The 18,842-nt window shown below is 71.9% G+C and carries 15 protein-coding genes; 8 read left to right on the forward strand and 7 right to left on the reverse strand.

All coding sequences use genetic code 11. From position 1 onward, the window contains the following. Nucleotides 1–2: 2 nt before the first annotated feature. A complete protein-coding gene (locus tag AC6JA9_RS20485) occupies nt 3–2,141 on the reverse strand; it encodes a lytic transglycosylase domain-containing protein (protein ID WP_497960490.1) in 2,139 nt (712 codons plus the stop codon). Between the two features lie 352 nt (nt 2,142–2,493). Between AC6JA9_RS20485 and AC6JA9_RS20490 the strand changes: the two genes are divergently transcribed. Continuing rightward, on the forward strand, nt 2,494–2,727 hold the full coding sequence (locus AC6JA9_RS20490) for a hypothetical protein (RefSeq protein WP_046713590.1): 234 nt from the start codon (nt 2,494–2,496) through the stop codon (nt 2,725–2,727). An 81-nt stretch (nt 2,728–2,808) separates the two neighbouring features. On the opposite strand, the gene AC6JA9_RS20495 is transcribed toward AC6JA9_RS20490, so the two are convergent. Then, a complete protein-coding gene (locus AC6JA9_RS20495) occupies nt 2,809–4,392 on the reverse strand; it encodes a CAP domain-containing protein (protein WP_473565563.1) in 1,584 nt (527 codons plus the stop codon). Further along, on the reverse strand, nt 4,389–4,733 hold the full coding sequence (locus AC6JA9_RS20500) for a DciA family protein (RefSeq protein WP_483577834.1): 345 nt from the start codon (nt 4,731–4,733) through the stop codon (nt 4,389–4,391). Before AC6JA9_RS20500 ends, AC6JA9_RS20495 begins: the two co-directional genes overlap by 4 nt. Nucleotides 4,734–4,867: 134 nt before the next feature. Between AC6JA9_RS20500 and AC6JA9_RS20505 the strand changes: the two genes are divergently transcribed. Together AC6JA9_RS20505 and AC6JA9_RS20510 are read left to right on the forward strand one after the other, a co-directional pair. Beyond that, a complete protein-coding gene (locus AC6JA9_RS20505) occupies nt 4,868–7,486 on the forward strand; it encodes a carboxypeptidase regulatory-like domain-containing protein (RefSeq protein ID WP_223749910.1) in 2,619 nt (872 codons plus the stop codon). A 96-nt stretch (nt 7,487–7,582) separates the two neighbouring features. Continuing rightward, the gene (locus AC6JA9_RS20510) at nt 7,583–8,458 is read left to right on the forward strand and encodes a GGDEF domain-containing protein (protein ID WP_046717966.1); all 876 of its coding nucleotides are present in this window, start codon (nt 7,583–7,585) and stop codon (nt 8,456–8,458) included. A 45-nt stretch (nt 8,459–8,503) separates the two neighbouring features. Here AC6JA9_RS20510 and AC6JA9_RS20515 read toward each other — a convergent pair whose 3' ends face one another. Continuing rightward, nucleotides 8,504–10,162 carry a lysophospholipid acyltransferase family protein gene (locus AC6JA9_RS20515; RefSeq protein WP_223749909.1) on the reverse strand — a complete coding sequence of 553 codons (1,659 nt, stop codon included), beginning with the start codon at nt 10,160–10,162 and terminating at the stop codon, nt 8,504–8,506. Between the two features lie 791 nt (nt 10,163–10,953). Next, a complete protein-coding gene (locus AC6JA9_RS20520; protein WP_223749908.1) occupies nt 10,954–11,919 on the reverse strand; it encodes an SDR family oxidoreductase in 966 nt (321 codons plus the stop codon). 101 nt (nt 11,920–12,020) lie between these two features. Between AC6JA9_RS20520 and mutL the strand changes: the two genes are divergently transcribed. The 5 genes from mutL (at nt 12,021) to AC6JA9_RS20545 (ending at nt 16,647) form a co-directional block, all read left to right on the forward strand. Then, nucleotides 12,021–13,886 carry a DNA mismatch repair endonuclease MutL gene (gene mutL / locus AC6JA9_RS20525; protein WP_223784447.1) on the forward strand — a complete coding sequence of 622 codons (1,866 nt, stop codon included), beginning with the start codon at nt 12,021–12,023 and terminating at the stop codon, nt 13,884–13,886. 128 nt (nt 13,887–14,014) lie between these two features. Next, nucleotides 14,015–14,173: a hypothetical protein gene (locus AC6JA9_RS20530; RefSeq protein WP_170300476.1), complete on the forward strand. Its 159-nt coding sequence runs from the start codon at nt 14,015–14,017 to the stop codon at nt 14,171–14,173. A gap of 18 nt (nt 14,174–14,191) precedes the next feature. Then, nucleotides 14,192–14,920, forward strand: coding sequence for an outer membrane protein (locus tag AC6JA9_RS20535; RefSeq protein WP_223749906.1), 729 nt, complete (start codon nt 14,192–14,194; stop codon nt 14,918–14,920). A 154-nt stretch (nt 14,921–15,074) separates the two neighbouring features. Next, entirely contained in the window at nt 15,075–16,043 is a 969-nt protein-coding gene (locus AC6JA9_RS20540; RefSeq protein ID WP_370640404.1) for a tetratricopeptide repeat protein, read from the forward strand. Nucleotides 16,044–16,131: 88 nt separating this feature from the next. After that, nucleotides 16,132–16,647 (forward strand): hypothetical protein, encoded by a 516-nt coding sequence (locus AC6JA9_RS20545; protein WP_408890517.1) that lies wholly within the window; start codon nt 16,132–16,134, stop codon nt 16,645–16,647. Between the two features lie 7 nt (nt 16,648–16,654). On the opposite strand, the gene AC6JA9_RS20550 is transcribed toward AC6JA9_RS20545, so the two are convergent. After that, entirely contained in the window at nt 16,655–18,283 is a 1,629-nt protein-coding gene (locus tag AC6JA9_RS20550) for a carboxypeptidase-like regulatory domain-containing protein (protein ID WP_223749903.1), read from the reverse strand. Beyond that, a complete protein-coding gene (locus tag AC6JA9_RS20555; RefSeq protein WP_141331004.1) occupies nt 18,280–18,813 on the reverse strand; it encodes a hypothetical protein in 534 nt (177 codons plus the stop codon). The genes AC6JA9_RS20550 and AC6JA9_RS20555 overlap by 4 nt, the downstream gene beginning before the upstream one ends. Between the last annotated feature and the right edge of the window lie 29 nt (nt 18,814–18,842).

The raw sequence follows: 18,842 nt of genomic DNA on the forward strand, positions 1-18,842 counted from the left end.
TTCTAGAAGGTGACGCCCTCCTTCGAGGGGGCGGGCACCACGAGCGACAGCCGGGGCTGCTGGGTTCCCTGGGCGCCGTAGAAGCCGTGGTAGAGGAACAGGTCCGCCACCACCTGCTTCACGTAGCCGCGCGTCTCGCGGAACGGGATGGACTCCACGAAGAGGTCCAACGGCAGGTCACCGCGCTCCTGGGCCCACTTCGCCGCGGCGGTGGGGCCCGCGTTGTAGGCGGCGGCCGCGAGCACCGGATGCGCGAAGCGCTCCATCAGCCGTGACAGATACCAGGCCCCGTAGCGGATGTTGCGCTCGGGCGAGAAGAGGTCCGCCGGCGCGGGAGCCGGCTCGGCGAGCTTCTGCGCGATCTCCGTCGCCGTCTTCGGAATGATCTGCATCAGCCCGCGCGCGTCCGCCGCGCTCATCACCTCGGGCTTGAACGCGCTCTCGCGGCGCATGATGGCCCAGACGAGGAACGGGTCGACCTTGTGCGCGGTCGCTGCCTGCTCCACGGCGTTGGAGAACGCGCGGGGGTAGAATGCCGCCAGCGCGTCCGGCTCGCGCGAGCCGAAGGCCCGGCCCCAAAGGTGTCGCGCCGCCACGGTGTGCGCGTGGCCGAACTCGCCCAGGCTCAAGAGCGCGTGCGCGAACGGCAGCGCCTGGTCCGCCGAGCGCAGCCTCGCCACGTGGGTCTCCACCTCGTCCGCCGCGTCCCGGAAGAGCCCCGCGCGCGTCAGCTCCACCGCGAGCGCCAGCTCGGGAGGCCGTGGCAGCTCCAGCGCCAGGGGCGGCTTGGGGAAGCGCGCCGGAGCCGGCCGTCCCAACTCCTGGAGCCGCTCCGAGGCGAGCAGCGCGTAGAACGACGCCGGAGACGAGGCGATGAGCCGCTCGTACTCCGGCCCCACCACGTCCGCCGTGGCGCCGCCCAGTTCCTGGCTGCGCGCCATCCAGTAGCGGGCCTGGGGCGCGAGGCTTCCTCGGGGATAGGCCGTCACCAGCGCGTCCAGCGCCTCGCGCGCCTTGGCGTAGTCCGCGAGCCGCAGATACGCGAGCGCGCGGAACCACATGCCCTCGTCCCGACGGCGCGAGCGCGTGTAGCGGTCCGCGTGCGAGGTGAAGGACTTCGCGGCCTCCTCGAAGCGGCCCGCCTGTAGATCCAACCAGCCCGCGAAGAAGGCGCCTTCCTCACCCGCCGACTGCGCCGCGTACTTCTTGGCCAGGCCCGCCATCAGCTCCCGGGCCCTGTCGTTGTCATCCGCCCGCAGGGCCCGCCGCGCGACGACCAGCTCCGCCTCCGCGGCCGTCTCCGCAGAGCCCTTGCGCGCCAGCGCCAGCGCCTTGTGCGCCTCCTCGTCCCGCTTCTGCGCGAACAGGCCCTTGGCCCTCAGGAGCGACACCTTCGCCGACTGTTCCTTGCTGAGCTTCTCACCCGCGAGCGCGTCCAGCTCCGCCAGCGCGCGCTGTGACGCGCCACCCGACAGGAAGCCCTCGGCCCGTCGCGTGCGCTCGGCGAAACCCAGGCGCACCGCGGGGCGACGCTCGGAGAGCGCCTTCAACGCGTCATCGGCATACGGGTGTGTGGGAAAGCGCAGCGCGACCTCCAGCAGGTCCGCCTGCTGACCCGCGCGGTTGCCCGACTCGCCCCGCGCCTGCGCCCGCTGGAACAGCAGCTCCGGCGTGGGCGTGGCCTTCACCGCCGACTCGAGCACCCCCACCGCCTGCTTCGCCTTGCCCGCCTTGAGCAGGGATTCCCCCAGCCGGGCCCGCGCGCGGGTCACCAGGTCCAGCGGCGCCCCCGGGAACTCCAGCACGCGCGCGAAGTCGAGCGCGGCGCCCGGTGCGTCCCCGGCGTAGAAGCGGGCCTGGCCCAGGTAGAAGGCGCGGTAGGGCTCCAGCAGGGCGGGGGCGGGGTTGGCCGCCAGCATGTCCCGGGCCTCGGCCGCGCGCCCCTCGGAGAGGGCCAGCGTGCCCGCCAGGAGGCCCAGCCGTCCCGCATCCGCGCAGCGCTTCGCCGCGCACTCGGTCCACTCCCGCTCGGCCAGGGAGGTCGCGTCCGCCTGGTGAAGCCGTACGGCCTCCAGGGTTGTCGGGGATTGTCCGAGGGAAACCCCCAGTGCACACCCCGCGACCATCCCCATCCAGCTCATGTGGTTCTTCCTTTCACGACGCGGCTTTGCGACCAGCCAACGAGATGTATCCGTCAGGCATTCCCCTCTCACACCAGGGGGGTGGTTTGACAGCCGGCCCGACAAGTCCTAAATCCGCGCGCCATCGGGCCGGTCCGAACTGTTCTTCATCCGCAGCATTCGCTGAAAGCGTTCAGGCGATTACGTGCTCTTGGGTCCGCCGAGTGGACCCATTGCGTCACCCGGGGTGCATCACTACGTTGCGCGGCCGTTGCGCGCTACCCCGGTCCGTCGAAGCCTGGCGGGACCTGTCGTCCGGTAACACTGCTCGTTCACAGCGCTCGGGGGGGAAACAGCACAGAGGGAGGGCTCCATGAAGCCGTGTCCAGCCGATCTGCCGCAAACCATCAATCCCGAGGCCGGGCCGAAGCGTGCCGGCGTCGAGACGCATCGCAATCTGAATTGCCATCAGTACGACAACTGCCTGGATGAGGCGGTGCGTCGTGGGTGGCAGTCCTTCACCTGCATGAAGTGCCCGATGTACCAGCACGTCGCGCCCCCGCAGATGGGGCTCGAGGCGTACGCCACCCAGCGTCGCCCCGTCTGATGCCGCACCGGAGTCGCTTCACCGTGTGAGGGGATGCCCCGTTATGGAGAGGGGCGCCCCACACGGAGGTTCCGCCCGTCGTCACTGCACGGCGGCGTAGATGACGGCGACCCAGTATTGCTTCGCGCCGAAGCGCTTCGAATCCCCGCGCACCACCCCGATGCCCACCCGGTTGTTGGTGGCCTCGGCGACGCTGCGGGACTCGGGGAGCGAGGCCGGGTCCGACACCACGAAGAAGTCCACCGACGCCGTGCCCGCGTCGGGCAGCACCTGGAACACGCGCTCGTGCAGCGGGGCCTCGCCCGGCTGCGCGGCCGGTTGGTCCATCTCCAGCGCGTGCCGGGCGTGCGCCTGCGCGAGCGACTCCAGCACCTCGCTGCGCGCCATGGGCGGCAGCTTCTTCGCCGTGCGGTGGCGGGCCAGCGCGTCGTAGGCGTCCTGCCTGGGATTCTCCGGGTCCGCGGACGCGGGAGACGCGGCGGTGAAGACCTCGGTGACGATGGCCTCGTTGCGTCCGCCGACCTTCTGGAAGGTGACGCCCACGCCCATGAACCGGAAGCCCGGGTCCAGCAGGTTGCGGCGGTGGCCGGGGCTGTGCTCGATGCCGAAGTGCGCCGCGAGCGGCCCGGCGGCCTGGCCCAGGTTCTCACCCGCCCGCACGTAGCGGGTCCCTGGCGGGAGTCGACGGGTGAGGGTGCTGCCATCCGGGGCCACGTGCGCGAAGAAGCCCTCGGCGGACATGCGCTGGCTGTACGCCTGGGCCACGCGCTCGAGCAGCGGGTCCGGCGTCAGCTCCACCAGGCCATGCGCGCGGCGCAGGGCGTTGATGCGCTCATGGAGCGCCACGCGCGCGGTCTCCACGGTGGTGGGCTCCACGTTGCTCTCGCGCAGGCCGCGTCGGCGCACCTCGCCAATCTGCGTGAGGAACAGCGAGGTGACCTCCGGTCCCGCTTCGCCTCGCGCCACCACCTCCACCGTGTAGGTGCCGGGGGTGAGGAAGTCCAGGCGCGAGCAGAAGTCGGAGCCCTGGGTGCCTCGCCGCGTGAGCGGGACGATGATGACCTCGCCATCGGGACGGGTGACGTAGATCTCCGGCTGGCTCAGCGAGGGGCCCAGCCGTCCGCAGAGCGTCTGGACCGCGCGCTCACCGGGCATGACGCGCGGGAAGGGGCGCAGCTCCGCCTTGCGGTCCGACAGCAGCGTCACCAGCGCGGCGCGCTTGTCGACGAACGCGACGCCCACGCCGAAGTGGGTGGCCCGCTCCGTGTTCAGGTCCGGCCGGGCGCGCAGGGACTCGAGCGCGTGCTGGTGGGCCCACGCTCGGATGACGAGCGCCCGGGGCGCGGGGTCCGCGGCGCCCGCGTCGCTGATGGCCTCGGTGAGCGTGAAGAGGTCCGGCGCGCCGGTGAAGGCCCCGCTGAGCGCCTCGCGCGCCAGCCGTCGGGCCGCTTCGACGAGCGAGGCGTCCTCGGCGGGGGCGCGGCGGCCCACGCGCTCGAACTCGCGCACCACGTGCTGCGCGGCTTGCTGCTCCATGGCCTCGGTGGGTGTCAGCGGCACCTTCGGCTTGGGCGGGGGCGCCTGTTGTTGTGCGGGCGGCGCGGCCGGGCCACGTGGCGCGGGCGCGGCGGTGAGCAACAGGGAGAGGGCGAGCGCGGCGATCATCGCCCCTCCCAACGGAAGGCGAGCGCCCTCACCGTGTCCGCGCCCAGCCGCTCGTTCAAGCGGGCGCAGAGCGACGCGGCCTCGGGCTCCAGCGTGCGCGCCCACTCGGGGCTCGTCACCGACACGAGCAGGGTGCCACCCTCGAGGGCACGTGGGGTCGCATGGCGGGCAATGTGCGCACCCACCACCGAGGCCCACACCGGCGCCAGGGGATGTCCGCGCCCGGACTCACCGGCGAGGCGACCCAGGACTCGGGGGAGAAGGCTTTCAAGTGACTTCGGCTCGCCGCGGGCCATCGCGCGCGATGATGATTCGTGAGACCCTGAAAGCCAACCTTCCATTGCGTGGTGGAAGGGCGAGCGGGCGGCCGGGTCCGACGAAGTCCAGTGGAGGCAGGTCGAGCCTCCACGACGTCGCGCGTCGGTCGTCGTCCCTGTAAGGTCGAGGGTGTTCCGCCCCCCGGGAGCCGCATCGCATGAGTCGCTCGCTTCGTCCCTACCTGCTGTCGGCCCTCGTGTGTGTGCTGGGGATGCTGGCGGGCTGTGGTGACGCGTTCGACTCGACCCCTGGCATCCCCGCGGAGCCCAAGCCCAAGCCGACGGCGTGCGCGGTGGACCAGGACTGCCCGGACCCCGCGCTCTTCTTCTGCAACACCGCGCAGTCCCGCTGTGAGCCCGCGTGTCGCACGCGCGCGGACTGTGGCTCGGCCCGGCGTCAGGAGTACGCGCTGCCCATGTGCGACGCTCCAATGGGGTGCGAGTGCGACATGAACCGGTGCATGGCGGCGCTGTGCGCGGCGGACGCGGACTGCGAGGTGGACGAGGTCTGTCGCGATGGCGCCTGCGTGGCGCCGCCAGCGCCCGTGCTCGCGGCCTCGTGTCAGGTGACGCCGGACGTCGTCATCGGGCGCCCAGGCACCTCCGTCGTCTTCAACGTGTGGGTGCGTGACGCCGCGGGCAGGCCCGTGGTCCCCCTTGACGGAATCGCGTGGGAGGCGCGCGCGCCGAGGGTGAAGGGGGGCGGCTCCGGGCCCCGGGTCGCGCTCGTGCTGGGCGAACCCGGTGTGGATCGCGAGGCCGTCACCGTCCGCGTCGGCTCGGCGGTCTGCTCCGCGAATGTCACCGTGCTGAGCCCCGAGGTCCCCGACGGCGGGCTCCGCGTGCTGGTGGTGGATGAGCTGACGGGACGCTCCCTGCCGCTCACCACCATCGCCATCTCCAATGAGAAGGGCGAGGTGCTCGACACGGCGCTGACGGGGCTGGACGGCGCCACCTGGGTGCCCGCGTCGGGGACGGTGGGCGTGACGGCCTTCCACCCGGACTTCGGCTACCTCACCCTGGCCCGCCATGAGGTCGAGGAGGGGCGCGACCTGCGACTCGCGCTGCGGCGCAATCCGTTGGACCTCTCGGGTGGACTCCAGGTCGACTTCGTCGAGCCGCGCGTCGTCACGCCGCCTCCGTTGACGACGCGGTCGCGGCTGCGGCTGGGATTGACGGGCCTGTCGGTGCCGGGACTCTTCTCCGAGGTCTCGACGGAGACGTTGCTGGGGTTCGAGCGCGAGGTGGAGGTGGATGCGGGCGGCACGCGCAGGCTGTCGCTGCCGTCGGGCACGGCGTTGTGGGTGGAAGGAGGGGTCGCGCCGCGGGTGTCCGCGCCGGGCGTGGCGGGGGTGTGTGACTTGTCGCTGTCGGGCGTGTTGGAGCCGGAGCTGTCCATCGCGATGGGCACGTGCGGCACGCGCTCGGCGTGGGCCGTGACGGGAGGCCTGCCGGTGGCGGAGCTGCCCCTCAACGCGTTCGACCTGGGCATGGATCCGCTGCTGATGCTGGGTCGGCTGCTGGTGCTGTCGCCCGACTTCCACTCGTCGGTGGTGCGCGACGCGTCCTTCCGCCTGGTCCCCACGCCGGGCCTCGTCGAGGGCGGGCCCCGACCGGACGCGGTGACATATCCGGAGGGGGTGTCGCTCGACTTCGAGGGCGTGCGGCTGGCGTTCCCGTTCGCCGTGCGCGTCCCGGCGCTGCCTCGCTACCGGGGTGCGTATCTGGACCGGGCCTATGTGCTGAGCACCGTGGCCGCGCCGGGTCGAGGGCTCGTGCCGCTGGGCCTGGGCGCCGCCGCCAATGTCGCGCCGGCGGATCCGAACACGGACGCGGACTCGCGGCTGGGACAGCCCGGCGTGATGTTCGTGCGCATGGCCCCCGCGCACCACGGGCTGGAGGGGCAGCCCTACCGCCTGCTCATGGGCGCCTCGTCCCGGGCGGCGCGGGATGATGCCTCGGCCGGCGTGGCGACGAGCCTGGTGGTGGCGGACCTGGCGGGGCCGCTGTTCGACCCGTCGGGGGAGCACCCGGTGCAGACCTGGTCGGGCTTCCTGCCCATCCCCGAGGACGTCCGCTACAACTTCGATGGCGCGGCGGAGGCCCGGGGGCTGGGGCCGCGTGAGCTGCGCGGCGAGGTGGACGGGCCCGCGACGTTGATCCGCGTCGTCTTCACCAACCGCCTCGGGCGCAGGTGGACGGTGCTCGTCTCTCCCGATGACCTGGAGGACGGGGTCCGGGTTCCCCGGGCGCCCATGGGCATCGAGGACCGGACCTTCTTCGGGGACCACCAGGGCTCGCGCTCGCTCTTGCGCACGGAGGTGTTGCAGGTGACGGGGCGGGACTCGCGGGATGTGCTGGGGCCCTCGCGACTGGCCGCGGCCGATGGGCCCGGGCTCGACCATGTGGGGGACCTGACCCAGGCCGCGTCGTCCCTGGACGTGGGACGTCCCGAGGTGGCCTGGCTCTATCCGGAGCTGGAGGGACAGCGGCTCACCCGGGGGAGCGCCGTGCGGGTGCGGGTCACCGGTTTCCGCCTGGGGACCAGCGCGGAGGCGGACGGCCGCGTGCGCATCGTGGTAAGGGGCGGCGCCAAGGGGTGCGAGGAGGTCCTCGTGAGTGACACGGCCTCATCTCCCACCTCGGGCGAGGTGGAGCTCCGGCTGCCGGCGAGCTGCTCCGGCCTGGGGGTGTCACTCATCGCGTCACTGGAGGACCCCGAAGGTCGCCTGCTCCGGCCCGCGGTCTCGGCCCTGCGAGGCGTGGATATTCCCTAGGTCAGGCGCGGATTCCCTACCCGGAGTCGCGTGCTCTGACTCGCTTTCTTGTTTTGCAGGGTGGTAGCGTCCCGAGGGTCGTTCGCTGGAGGAGTGGTGCAGAACGAGACGGTCGTCACGGTCATCTCCAAGATCTCCGACCGGCCGGTCAACCTCGACGCGGCGCTGGTCGTGATCTACGGATTGGACCTGGGTCGGAAGCACGATTTGACGCGCGAGGAGACCCTGATTGGTCGCTCGTCGAAGTCGGACATCCAGATCGACCAGGAGTCGGTGAGTCGCAACCACGCGGCCATCTCCAATACCCGGGAGGGCGTGCGGATCCGCGACGCGGGCTCCACCAACGGCACGTTCATCAACGACGAGCTGGTGGAGGGGGTTCGCGAGCTGCGCAACGGCGACCTGGTGAAGATCGGCCGCACCATCTTCAAGTACATCGCCGGCGGCAACATCGAGGCGGCGTACCACGATGAGATCTACCGGCTGACCACGATGGACGGCCTGACGCAGATCTACAACCGGCGCTATTTCGACGAGCAGCTGGACCGGGAGCTGTCCCGCAGCCGCCGGTACGAGCGCGGGCTGTCGCTGGTGTTGATCGACATCGACCACTTCAAGAAGGTGAACGACAAGTTCGGCCACCTCGCGGGGGACTCGGTGCTCAAGCAGCTGGCGTCCACGGTGCGCACGCGCATCCGCCGCGAGGACGTCTTCGCCCGCTACGGCGGTGAGGAGTTCGCCGTCCTGTTGCCCGAGGTCGCTCTGACGGGCGCGCGTCAGCTCGCCGAGAAGGTGCGCCGGCTGGTGGAGAAGCAGCGCTTCGAGTTCGACCGTCAGGCCATCCCCGTCACCATCTCCCTGGGCGTGGCGGTGCTGGAGCCTCGCCACCGCGAGCCCGGAGACCTGGTGCGCGCGGCGGACGAGAAGCTCTTCGAGGCGAAGACGACGGGCCGCAACCGCGTCGTCGGCTGAGGGCTCCGCGCGGAGGATTCGCGCGAACCGGTGGGGTCCCCCGCTTCAGCCCGCGAAGACGGAGCGCCGCTCGCGCAGCAGGGAGTGGAGCATGCCCTGGATGGCCTCGCGGGTGCGCTCGGTGAGTCGTCCCACCTCGCCCAGATCGTCCGCGGCCTCGGGGGGCAGCCCGTCCATGGCGATGGGCTCGCCGAAGCGGATGCTCCACTTGGCGGGCAGGGGCAGGGGACCTGGCATCAGCGGCAGGTAGGGCAGGCCGAGGAAGCTCGCGGGGATGCGGCCGAGCATCGGCGATGTCTCCTCCGCGCCGACGATGGCCACCGGGACGATGGGCGCGCCCGTGCGCAGCGCGAGCTTCACGAAGCCGCCGCGCCCGAAGCGCTTGAGGCGATAGCGCTCACCGAAGGGCTTGCTGAGGCCCTGGTAGCCCTCGGGGAAGACGACGAGGGGGCGCTGCTCGTCGAGCAGCCGCAGCGCGTTCTCCGGGCACGCGCGCACCGCGCCCAGGCGGTTGAAGAGCGTGCCCAGCATGGGCGCGTGGAAGACCTGGTCCTCCACGAGCCAGCGTGACTCGCGCAGGTCCGGCCGCTCACGACCGAGCGTGAGCGACATCACGAGGCCGTCGTAGGGCAGGGCACCCGAGTGGTTCGCCACCAGGATGACGGCGCCGCCGGGGATGTGGTCCGTCCCCTGCGCGGAGACCCGCCAGTACTGGCCGTAGAGGAACTCGAGCACCGGCTCCAGCCGTTCGACGAGGGACGGGTCCTTGCCGTACTCGTCCAGGTGCGCGCCGCCGCCCGTTCCCAGGCCCGCGCGCACCGCGTCCAGCATGCCGTTCATCGCGCCCCACGCGCGTCCCAGTCCCTCGCTGGCCAGCGCCTGTCCGGCGATCTCCCGGGCCAGGGCGAACATGCCGCTGGCGCGCTGGGCGAGGGGACGGGGGGACCCGGCGTCGTGAGCGGGCTCGGAGGAGGCGCCGTGAAAGGCGTCGTCTCGCGAGGGGGGCACCAGGGACAGCGGGCCTCGGCGACCCGGGGGGAACTCGTCGCGCGTCGTGTCTGGCATTTCCACCTCGGGCGCCTGGAAGGTGCTGTCCACCACGGGCCTGGAGATGGTCCGCTCCCAGCCGTCCTCGACCTCCTCGGGGGTCTCGTCGAGGTCCTCGAGCTCCAGCACGGCGCCGGCCATGGCCAGGTCCTCGCGCAGCTCCAGCGTGGAGACCTCTTCGTCCTCGGCCAGCTCGTCGAGGAAGCCCACCGTGGCGCGCTCCTCGAAGGAGTCGGTGAAGGGCGGCTCGGCGGAGCGGTGGACCATCACCTCGGCGACGGCGAGCTCGGCGGCGCTCTCGGCGACCTGCGCGGCGACGGTGGCGGCGAGCTCGCGCTCGTGCTCCGGCTTGCGAGTGACGGGGCTGTGGTCGAGGACCTCCTCCACTGCGGCCTCCGCCAGTCCGGTGGCCATCTCCGTGGCGAGCAGCCGGTCCGTGGCCTCCTCGCGGCCGGCGCGTCGGTCCATGGCTTCGTCCACGGCGTGCTTCGCGGTGACCTCGGCCACCTCGGCGGCCAGGGCCTCCGCGAGCGCGTGGTCCACGTTGCGCTGCTGGGGCGTCCGCTCCGCGGCGCGCTCCTCGAGCACCGCGGGGGGCCGAGACGGTGGGGCTGCTCGCGGAGTCACCGGCGCCGCGGGCTCGCGCAGCGGCTCCACTTCGTTCTCCGTCGCGGCGAGCGGGCTGCTGGCGGACGTGCCGGTACCACGCGAGGAGTGGCTGGCGGCGACCGGAGCCTGAGCGCTGGCCGCGTGAGATGGGTCGAGCGGAGGCGTCGAAGTTCCACGGGAGTCGCCCGCAGCGGTGGTGGCTTCTCCACGGGGCCTGCTCTCACCCGGGGTGGCGCCCGCGTGGAGCGCGCGCTCGCTCGTATCGGAGGCGCCCTTGTTGGTTTCAGAGGGCGTGCCACGTGCTGTGGTGGTGAGGGGCCGCTTCAGGCCATCCCTTTCGCCAGCGGAGCCTCGTGAAGGCGAGCCCTGCGTGGAGGTGGACGGCGGCTTCCCCCGGGCCGGGGCGCCGCGTGCGGCCTTGTTGTTTCGCGACGTCGAGGCAGGCCTCGTGTTGGCGGGGCGCTGCTCTCCATTCGACTCACCTTTCGCGCCCTTGTTGTTCCGAGCCGCACTCCGCGCGGCCGTGCTGTTCCGGTTGTCGGCGTCGCGCGCGGAAGAAGGCGCGGACTTCTTCGCGTCCTTCGGCTGGACGCGCCCGTTCTGCTCCGAGCCCCGGGCCTCGGGACCACGGGACTTCGCCTTCCCGGATGCGGGCTTTCCACGAGCGGGCTGCTTCTTCGCATCGGCCCCGTTCTTCGAGTGGGCCTTCTGCGTCGCCGTGCCCTCGCGCTCGGAGGGCGGGCGGTCCCGCGGAGGGGTGCCGGGTTTCGTGCGCTCACCCTCGCGGGAGGCGGCTCCGCGCTGGAAAGGATCGTTCCCGAGGACACCCTTGGCCATCTCTAGCTCCTCTTGAGCGCCGCCGCGGCGTCCCTGACGTGGTGGAAGGGGATGAAGCCGAGGGCAGTCTCCGCGCGCTCGCCGTCGGCCACCCACGAGTAATGGATGTAGTCGAGAAGGGCTACGGGCAACGTGTCCGCTCCAACCACATCCAGCGCGTGGAGTGCGCCACGGAACAATGGGCCGGGCAGGGGGAGCGGCCGGGCACCCGCCTGTCGGATGAGGCCGGACAGCGGGAGTACGCCTTGGCCAACGATGTTGAACTCCCCGGACGCCTCCGCCCGCAGCGCCAGGTGCAGCGCCCGCCCCGCGTCCTCCTCGTGCAGCCCCTGCCACAGCGGGTCGAACCCCAGCAGGGTGGGAACCACGGAGGTGCGCGTCAGCAGCCGCGTGACGGGGCTCTCGAACGCGGCCCCCAGCACCGGCGCGAAGCGCAGCACGAGCACCTTCATCTCGGGGTGCCGCTCACGGAACGCGCGGACCTGTCCCTCCACCTCCACCTTGTCGGTGACGAAGCGGCTGTGCGGACAGCCCTGCAGCGGCGAGTCCTCGCGCAGGAGCGCCGGGTTGTTCCCCCGCGCTCCATAGACGGCCGTCATCGACGGCACCACCAGCCGGGGGATGCGCGCGCGGCCCGCCGCGGTCAGCACGTTCATCGTGCCGATGACCTCCAGCTCGTGCGCCAGCGAGCCGTTGCGGATGGGGCCGAACAGGAACGCCAGGTGGTAGAGCGCGTCCACGGGGCGCTCGGTCAGCGCGTCGGTGAGCTCGCTCTCGGCGTCGTGCCGCGTGAGGTCCACCCGGTGGAACTCCACCTTGGCGCCCTCGGGACGGTTCACGTCCAGCACGACGATGCTCTCCACCTCCGGATCGCGCTCGAGCCGGGGCAGCAACAGCTTCCCGTACTCGCCGCTGGCTCCCGTCACCGCGACACGCAGCCGTCCCTTGCCTGGTCGTGACTCGTCCATACGCGAGGTCTCCTGTTAGCCCAGCCGCTCTCGAATGTCAGCCTGCACGGCTCTGTCTTGCTGGACAACGTCGTCCGGGTGGCGGAGGGTGGACGATTGCCATGGCACGCATCGCCCGTCTCAGTGACGTCCTCATCAACAAGATCGCCGCCGGCGAGGTGGTGGAGCGGCCCGCGTCCGTCGTGAAGGAGCTGGTGGAGAACTCGCTCGATGCCGGGGCGAGCACCGTGCGCGTGGACCTGTCGGGTGGGGGCGTGGACCGCATCATCGTGTCCGACGATGGACACGGCATGGGCCGCCAGGACGCCACGCTCTGTCTGGACCGCCACGCCACCAGCAAGCTGCGCGAGCTGGACGACCTGTTCCACATCGACTCCATGGGGTTCCGTGGTGAGGCGGTGCCCGCCATCGCCTCCGTGTCCCGCTTCAGCCTGCACACCGCGGAGGTCGGCGCGGACGTGGGCACGCGGGTGACGCTGGAGGGTGGGGTGGACGTGGTGGTGGAGGACGCCCCGCCGCGCACCGGCACGATCATCACCGTGGAGGACCTGTTCTTCAACGTGCCCGCGCGCCGCAAGTTCCTGCGCCGGGGCGACACCGAGCTCAAGCACGCCGAGGAGGCCGTCGTCCGGCTGGCCCTGGCCAACCCGGACGTGGGCTTCTTCGCCACCCACGAGGGCAACGAGCTGTTCTCCAGCGCGGCCTGTCCCGAGGACCCGCGCGAGCGCATCGCGGCGGCCCTGGGGCCCGCCTGTCACCCGCACCTGTTCCCCGTCGAGGAGCGCCGGCTGGGCGTCAGCGTCACCGGGTACGCGGCCTCGCCCGAGTTCACCTTCCCCAACGCGCGCGGCCTCTACACCTTCGTCAACCGCCGCTTCGTGAGGGACCGCGGCCTCATCGGCACCATCCAGCGCGCGTACCAGGACTTCCTCGCCGCCGGACGTCAGCCGGTGGTGGTGCTGAACATCGACGTGGACCCCGTCGCCGTGGACGTCAACGTCCACCCGCAGAAGCTGGAGGTCCGCTTCTCCGATGCGCGCGGCGTGTACGAGGCCATCAGCGCCGCGCTCAACCGCATGCTGCGCGCGGCCCCCTGGCTGGGCACCGGCGCCGACGCCCAGGCCGCCCTGGGCAACACGCCGCGAGACGCCGCGCACTACGCGCACGCCGTGGAGCGCTTCCTCACCCGCGCGCAGGAGGCGTCGTGGGGCGGCCCGCTGCCCACCACGCTGGACGCCGCCTCGCCCGGTCCGGGCCCCGCGCCCCTGTCCGGCGCCCCCGGCCCCATGGCCGGGATTCCCGCGCCGCTGCCCTTCGCCCACACCGGCATGCGCCCGCCCGCGTTCGGCGAGGCCCAGCCCCAGCTCAACGAGGCCCCTCCGCCGGGCTACTTCGCCGCGCTCAGGCCCATGGGCCTGCTGGGCGGCCGCTTCCACATCTGCGAGGGACCGGGCGGCACGCTGGTGGTCCTGGACCCGCACGCGGCGCTGGAGCGGGCCCGGCTGACGACGTACCTGCGCGCGCTCGAGGACGAGAAGGGCCCTCCGGCGCCGTCGCTGTTCGGCACCACGCTGGAGTTCCCCGTCGCGGTGGCCAAGTCGCTCGTCGAGGGCCGCGAGGCGCTCTGCCGGCTGGGCGTCGACGTGGAGCCCTTCGGTGGCACCACCGTGGCGCTCAAGACGGTGCCGCCGGGACTCGAGGGCGCCGATGCGCGCTCGCTGCTGGAGGCCCTGGCGCGCGCGCTGCCGCCTCGGGGCGCCACGCTGGACGCCGTCACGCTGGCGGAGGCGGTGCGGGTGCTGGCCTGTCACGCCGCGCGCAAGGCGAACACCGTGCCGCTCACGGACGCGCAGCTGCGCGCGCTGCTGGGCGAGCTGGACCGGGCCGACTTCCATCCCCCGTGCAGCCACGGCACGGTGGTGGTGCTGGAGATGCCGCTGCTGGAGCTGGAGCGCCGCGCCCGTTGACCTGGCCGGAAAGTTGACCCGTGGGAGGTCACTGCTACGGTGGGCCACACGCCTGTAGCACCGGGCGTTCCCCGGCACGGACGTCCAGGCCGAGCACCCCTCACGGCAACGCACACGGGAGCGGCCACATGCGCGGTGTCATCACCCTGCGAGACGTGGTGTCCAACCTGGGCGTGGTGCTCCGCGAGTTCGGGGCCTTGTGTGTCGTCCGCTGCGTGGTCGCGTCGCTGTGTCGTCAGCGGACGACCTTCCTGGAAATCGCCGTGCGCTGCTCCAAGCGCACCTGACCTTCGCCTCCGAGTCCGATGCTCCGTCGCCTCCTGCCGCCCCTCGTCCTGCTCTTCGCCACTCCCGCCGTCGCCCAGGACGAGGAGGAGCCCATCCCCACGTCGCTGGCGGGAGTGGGGCGCATCACCGTGCAGGGGGGCTGGCGCGTCACCTCCAACGAGACGCTCTACAAGACCTGGTACGACGTCGAGGCGAACAGGGGCCTGCCACGGGCGCGCGAGACGGACGGTGGTCCGCTCGGCGTGGCGACCTTCGCCTACTCCATCTCCGACCTGGTGGAGCTGGGCATCGACCTCTTCTTCACCGGCTCCAAGCTGTACCTCAACAGTCCCGGCCTGGAGGGCGCCGCGCCCGTCGAGCGCAGCCTGGAGACGCTGGGCTACGGCGCGCTGGTGGGCGTGCGCTTCCAGACGGTGCTCCCGGAGATCGGCCCGTATGGCCTGGTGCCCTTCGCGGGGCTCGCCACGGGGCCGGCCATCGCCAGCTCCAAGCTGTCCGGAGAGAAGCTGGAGGACAAGACCACCCAGGCCTGGGCGGGCTCGCTGGGGGCCACCTGGCGGCTGTCCCCCCGCTGGGGCCTTTCCGCCGAGTACCGGTTCATGTTCCTTCGCGGACCCGTGGGCCCGGCGCTGAACGACCAGGACAAGCGCATCGCCTCGTTCAGCCTCGGAGGCAGCTGGATGTCCCTGGGCGTGACGTACACTTTTCCGCCCGAGCCATCCCGCTCGTTGACGGGCGGCCTGTAGCCCGAGCAGGCATGCGCCGAGCAGGTTGAACGCTTCCGGAAATGCGGTGGAACGATTGCGGTGTTCCGCTGCGGAAATTGTCGCCGTATGACCGGGAGAACTCCTTACGATGCGTGAGTCGGCCGAGATCGTTACCGGGCCCAGGAAGATGTCCATGCCAGAGCAGGCGAAGACCGAGATTGATAAGGAACTGGCGGACCTCCGCCGCGAAGTCGTCGAGGCCCGCAACCTCGTCATCAAGAGTGACAACCTGCTGAAGAACCTCCACGCGGAGGTCAAGGCGGTAGGCAAGCGTCACGAGGACTTCCAGAAGCGTCAGTGGATTTCTTCCGCGGCGGCGTATGTGCTGTTCGCCGTCATCGCGGTGGGCGCGGCGGTGATGATCACCAGCGCCCGCTCCTCCAGTGCCACGAACGAGCGCGAGCGGCTGGAGAAGATGGTGGCGGACCTGACGGGCCAGCTGGAGAAGCAGCGCGCGGACACGTCCGCGCACCAGACGGCCCAGCGGGGCGCCGCGGAGGTCTACAAGATGATGACCTCGCTGCCCGGCGACGAGCGGCTCAAGGGCATCGACGCGCTGATGAAGCTGGACACCTCCCGGCTCAGCTCGCTGGAGCGTCAGGCGCTCAACGACCGGGCCTCGTCCCTGCGTCGTGAGACGGGCGACGTCGCCTTCGAGCGCGGGAAGATCGCCTTCCGCAAGAACGAGATGGACCAGGTCGTCGCGGAGATGGAGCGCTTCCTGGCCATGAACCCCCCGAACGAGCAGGCGCTGGACGCGTCCTTCTTCCTGGGCACGGCCTACAACCAGCTGCGCAAGCACGACAAGGCCGTGCCGCTGCTGGCGCGCTTCGTCGAGGGCGACCGCACCTCCAAGACGCGCGACTACGCCATGCTGCTGCTGGCCCAGTCGTACCAGGAGGTCGGGCAGATGGAGAAGGCGCTGGAGACGGCGCGTGACGCCGCGGGCAGCTACCTCAACAGCCAGTACCAGCAGCAGTTCCGCAGCCGCATCGCCATGGTGAAGCGCGCCATGAGCGGCAACACGGAGGCCGCGGGGCCCGCCCCGGTGGCCCCCGCCGCGGCGCCCGCCCAGCAGGTGGCGAGCCCCGCCGGTCAGTAGTCCCGGCCGCACCCCCGCCCGCTCAGCCGGGTGGGGAGACCACGGAAGCGTTGCCACGCGGGGTCCACGGTCGTAAGACCTGGACCCCGTGTCCGCTCCCGACCCCCGCAAAGACCCTCGCTTCCGCCGCTACCGTGGTGCCGCGTATGGGCTCTACATCGCGCTCACCTCGCTGTTCTCGGTGTGGATCATCGTGAACGTGAGCCGCTCGGTGGCGGCCATGACGCCGGAGAAGCTGCCGCCCGCCTCCGTGACGCTCGGCTTCCCGGAGTGTCTGGCCGGCGCCCGCGCGCTGTGGGACGAGCTGGAGCTGGGCCGCGAGAAGCTGGTGCGCGTGTCGCCCGCGCGCGACGTGGACCAGGAATGGATGCGCTTTCGCACCGAGTGGCTGACGCGGCTGCGTGAGCGCGAGTCCCAGTGTGACCTGCAGACGCGCGAGCGCGCCCCGCTGCGCACCGTGTACCGCCGGCTGGAGGCGGTGCTGGACCTCTACACCACGCACGCGGTGCAGTACGCGGACGAGGTGGGCGGCACGGTGGACTCGTTCCACGCGGCCTTCAAGGCGGCGAGCGCGAGCCCCGCGGCGAGGTCCTCGCTGCCCTGAGCGGCCTTCAGCGGATGGGCAGCAGCGCCGTGTAGCGGCCCAGCGTGTCCGTCACGGACTGGGCCAGCAGCACCGAGGTGGGACGGCCCTCCACGTTCACCACCCGGTAGAAGCGGATGGACGCGAAGGCCAGGCCCGGGGGCACGCCCGGCTCGCGAGCGAAGGACAGCGCGCGTCCGCGCAGCGTGCGCCCGCGCTGGAGGGAGAAGGTGGACACCGCCTGCTCGACGCCGTCGCTGCCGGGCACCACCGAGACGAAGCGGGCGATGCGCGGCAGGTTCTCCCCGGGCACGGCGTCCAGCCGGTACAGCGCCGGGTCCAACCGCAGCGTGTATTCGCCGTTGCCGTCCGTGATCGTCTCCGTGGCCAGGTCGGGCGGCAGCCGTCGCCCCGAGACGGTGTCCACGGGCTCCACCACCAGGCGCACGCCGGCCGCGGGCGTCGTGTCATCCGGCAGCCGCAGCAGGCCGCGCACCAGGCGTCGCTCGGCGCAGACCACGTCCGGCAGCACCGTGTCCGTGCGCGGCACCACCGCGTTGGTGATGGTGAGCCCGGAGGCGGCGCCGGGCGGCGGCACCACCACCAGCTCCAGGGGCGCCTCGGCGGGGCTGGGCAGTGAGCGCAGCTCGAAGCGGCCCTCCAGGTCCGTGGTGGCCAGGGGGCTGGCGAAGGTGCCGCCTCCGCTCACGCGCCCCTGGAGCGACACGGTGGCGGAGGCGACGGGGCGGCCATCCTGCGCCACCACGCGGCCCGTCACGCGCACCGGCGCGCCGAAGTCTCCCAGCTCCAGCTCCACCGGAGCCGTGAGGTCCACGGGGAAGGTCTGCTGGGGGATGAGCGCGTCGTCGTGCAGCGCCGTCACCCGGAGGAGCACGGTGCTGGCGCTGGCGGCCTCCGGGGCCAGCGCCAGCGAGAAGGCCCCGGTGGAGGCCGTCACCGGGATGCGCTGGGACAGCGGACGCAGCTGGGCGTCCAGGGCCTCCACCGCGAGCCCCGCGGGGACGGGGGCGCCATCATGGAGCGCCACCTGGCCCTGCACCCGCACGACGGCGTTGGAGGCGGGCAGCAGCCACTGCATCGCGAGCGTCTCGCCCGGGGACACGGTGCCGGTGTTCGTCACGGGCGGCACGTCCGGGTCCTCGGCCAGCAGCGTCACCGCGTACTGGCCGCTGGCGACGGGGAGCGTCCACTGCCCGTTGTCGGGCACGAGCAACGCCTGGTGGTAGCGGGCCACGCCCGGGATGAGGGCGCTGGTGCCGACGGCGCGCACGAAGAGCGGATCCGAATAGGGGCGGGTGGCGCTGCTCGACGGCGTGGGCGGCGTCACCGTGGCGCGCGTCACCAGGCCCCGCACGGACGCCTCGCCGAAGAGCTGCAGGTTCTGCTCGGCGCGCAGGCGCCCCACCGGGAAGTCCTGGGCGTACAGGCCCAGCGCCGGGTTGGGCGTCACCTCCACCACGATGTCCTGGCCCGGGTCTCCGCAGCCGTCGACGAAGCAGGTCTCGTTGGCCGAGCAGTCCGCGTCGGAGGTGCAGACGAGGAGCGAGTCCGCCGGGGGCTCGTCCAACAGGGCGCAGCGGGTGTTGCCGGACAGCAGCACCAGCGCGGCCAGGAGCCGGGCGGGAGCGCGGGTCATCGGCAGTCTCCCTGCACCGTGTTCACCACCCAGGTGTAGCTGATGACGAAGCCCGGGTCGATGATGGTGCCTCCGTCGGGCAGGTTCACCACGCGCGACTCGGGCTGCCGATCCGTCAGCTCCGCGTCGCTCACCAGGGCCTCCACCAGATGCTGGCCCGGCGCGCTCAGCTCCGAGTTCGCGGAGGCCAGGTTGATGCGCAGCGTGCCCCGGTCCGGCCGGCGCGCCTCGCCGTTGTTGGTGAGGGCGATCTCCCGGTAGGGTCCGCGCGGGTCCTGCGGGTTGTAGTCGATGAACCAGTGCACCTTGATGCGGTCATCGACGTCCGGGTCCTCCACGGCGACCTCGAACGTCAGCTCGCACCGCGTGGCGCCGAAGTCCCGGATGATGCGCTCCTCGGGCAGCACCAGCGACTCGATGATGCGCGGCGAGCGGTTCATGAACCGGGGCACGTCGTCGAGCAGGGTGTCGTCCTGGGGCAACAGACAGCCGACGAGCAGCAGGCCCAGGGCCGAGGCCAGGACACACATCGCCCGTCCCTGGCCGGGCGGCCTGTCCC

Source organism: Myxococcus sp. MH1 (assembly GCF_059738865.1).

Excerpts from the sequence above, each read along its gene's own strand:
- AC6JA9_RS20485 (WP_497960490.1), bottom strand. The coding sequence starts at position 2,141 with ATGAGCTGGATGGGGATGGTCGCGGGGTGTGCACTGGGGGTTTCCCTC.
- AC6JA9_RS20490 (WP_046713590.1), top strand. The coding sequence starts at position 2,494 with ATGAAGCCGTGTCCAGCCGATCTGCCGCAAACCATCAATCCCGAGGCC.
- AC6JA9_RS20495 (WP_473565563.1), bottom strand. The coding sequence starts at position 4,392 with ATGATCGCCGCGCTCGCCCTCTCCCTGTTGCTCACCGCCGCGCCCGCG.
- AC6JA9_RS20500 (WP_483577834.1), bottom strand. The coding sequence starts at position 4,733 with ATGGAAGGTTGGCTTTCAGGGTCTCACGAATCATCATCGCGCGCGATG.
- AC6JA9_RS20505 (WP_223749910.1), top strand. The coding sequence starts at position 4,868 with ATGAGTCGCTCGCTTCGTCCCTACCTGCTGTCGGCCCTCGTGTGTGTG.
- AC6JA9_RS20520 (WP_223749908.1), bottom strand. The coding sequence starts at position 11,919 with ATGGACGAGTCACGACCAGGCAAGGGACGGCTGCGTGTCGCGGTGACG.
- mutL (WP_223784447.1), top strand. The coding sequence starts at position 12,021 with ATGGCACGCATCGCCCGTCTCAGTGACGTCCTCATCAACAAGATCGCC.
- AC6JA9_RS20530 (WP_170300476.1), top strand. The coding sequence starts at position 14,015 with ATGCGCGGTGTCATCACCCTGCGAGACGTGGTGTCCAACCTGGGCGTG.
- AC6JA9_RS20535 (WP_223749906.1), top strand. The coding sequence starts at position 14,192 with ATGCTCCGTCGCCTCCTGCCGCCCCTCGTCCTGCTCTTCGCCACTCCC.
- AC6JA9_RS20540 (WP_370640404.1), top strand. The coding sequence starts at position 15,075 with ATGCCAGAGCAGGCGAAGACCGAGATTGATAAGGAACTGGCGGACCTC.
- AC6JA9_RS20550 (WP_223749903.1), bottom strand. The coding sequence starts at position 18,283 with ATGACCCGCGCTCCCGCCCGGCTCCTGGCCGCGCTGGTGCTGCTGTCC.
- AC6JA9_RS20555 (WP_141331004.1), bottom strand. The coding sequence starts at position 18,813 with ATGTGTGTCCTGGCCTCGGCCCTGGGCCTGCTGCTCGTCGGCTGTCTG.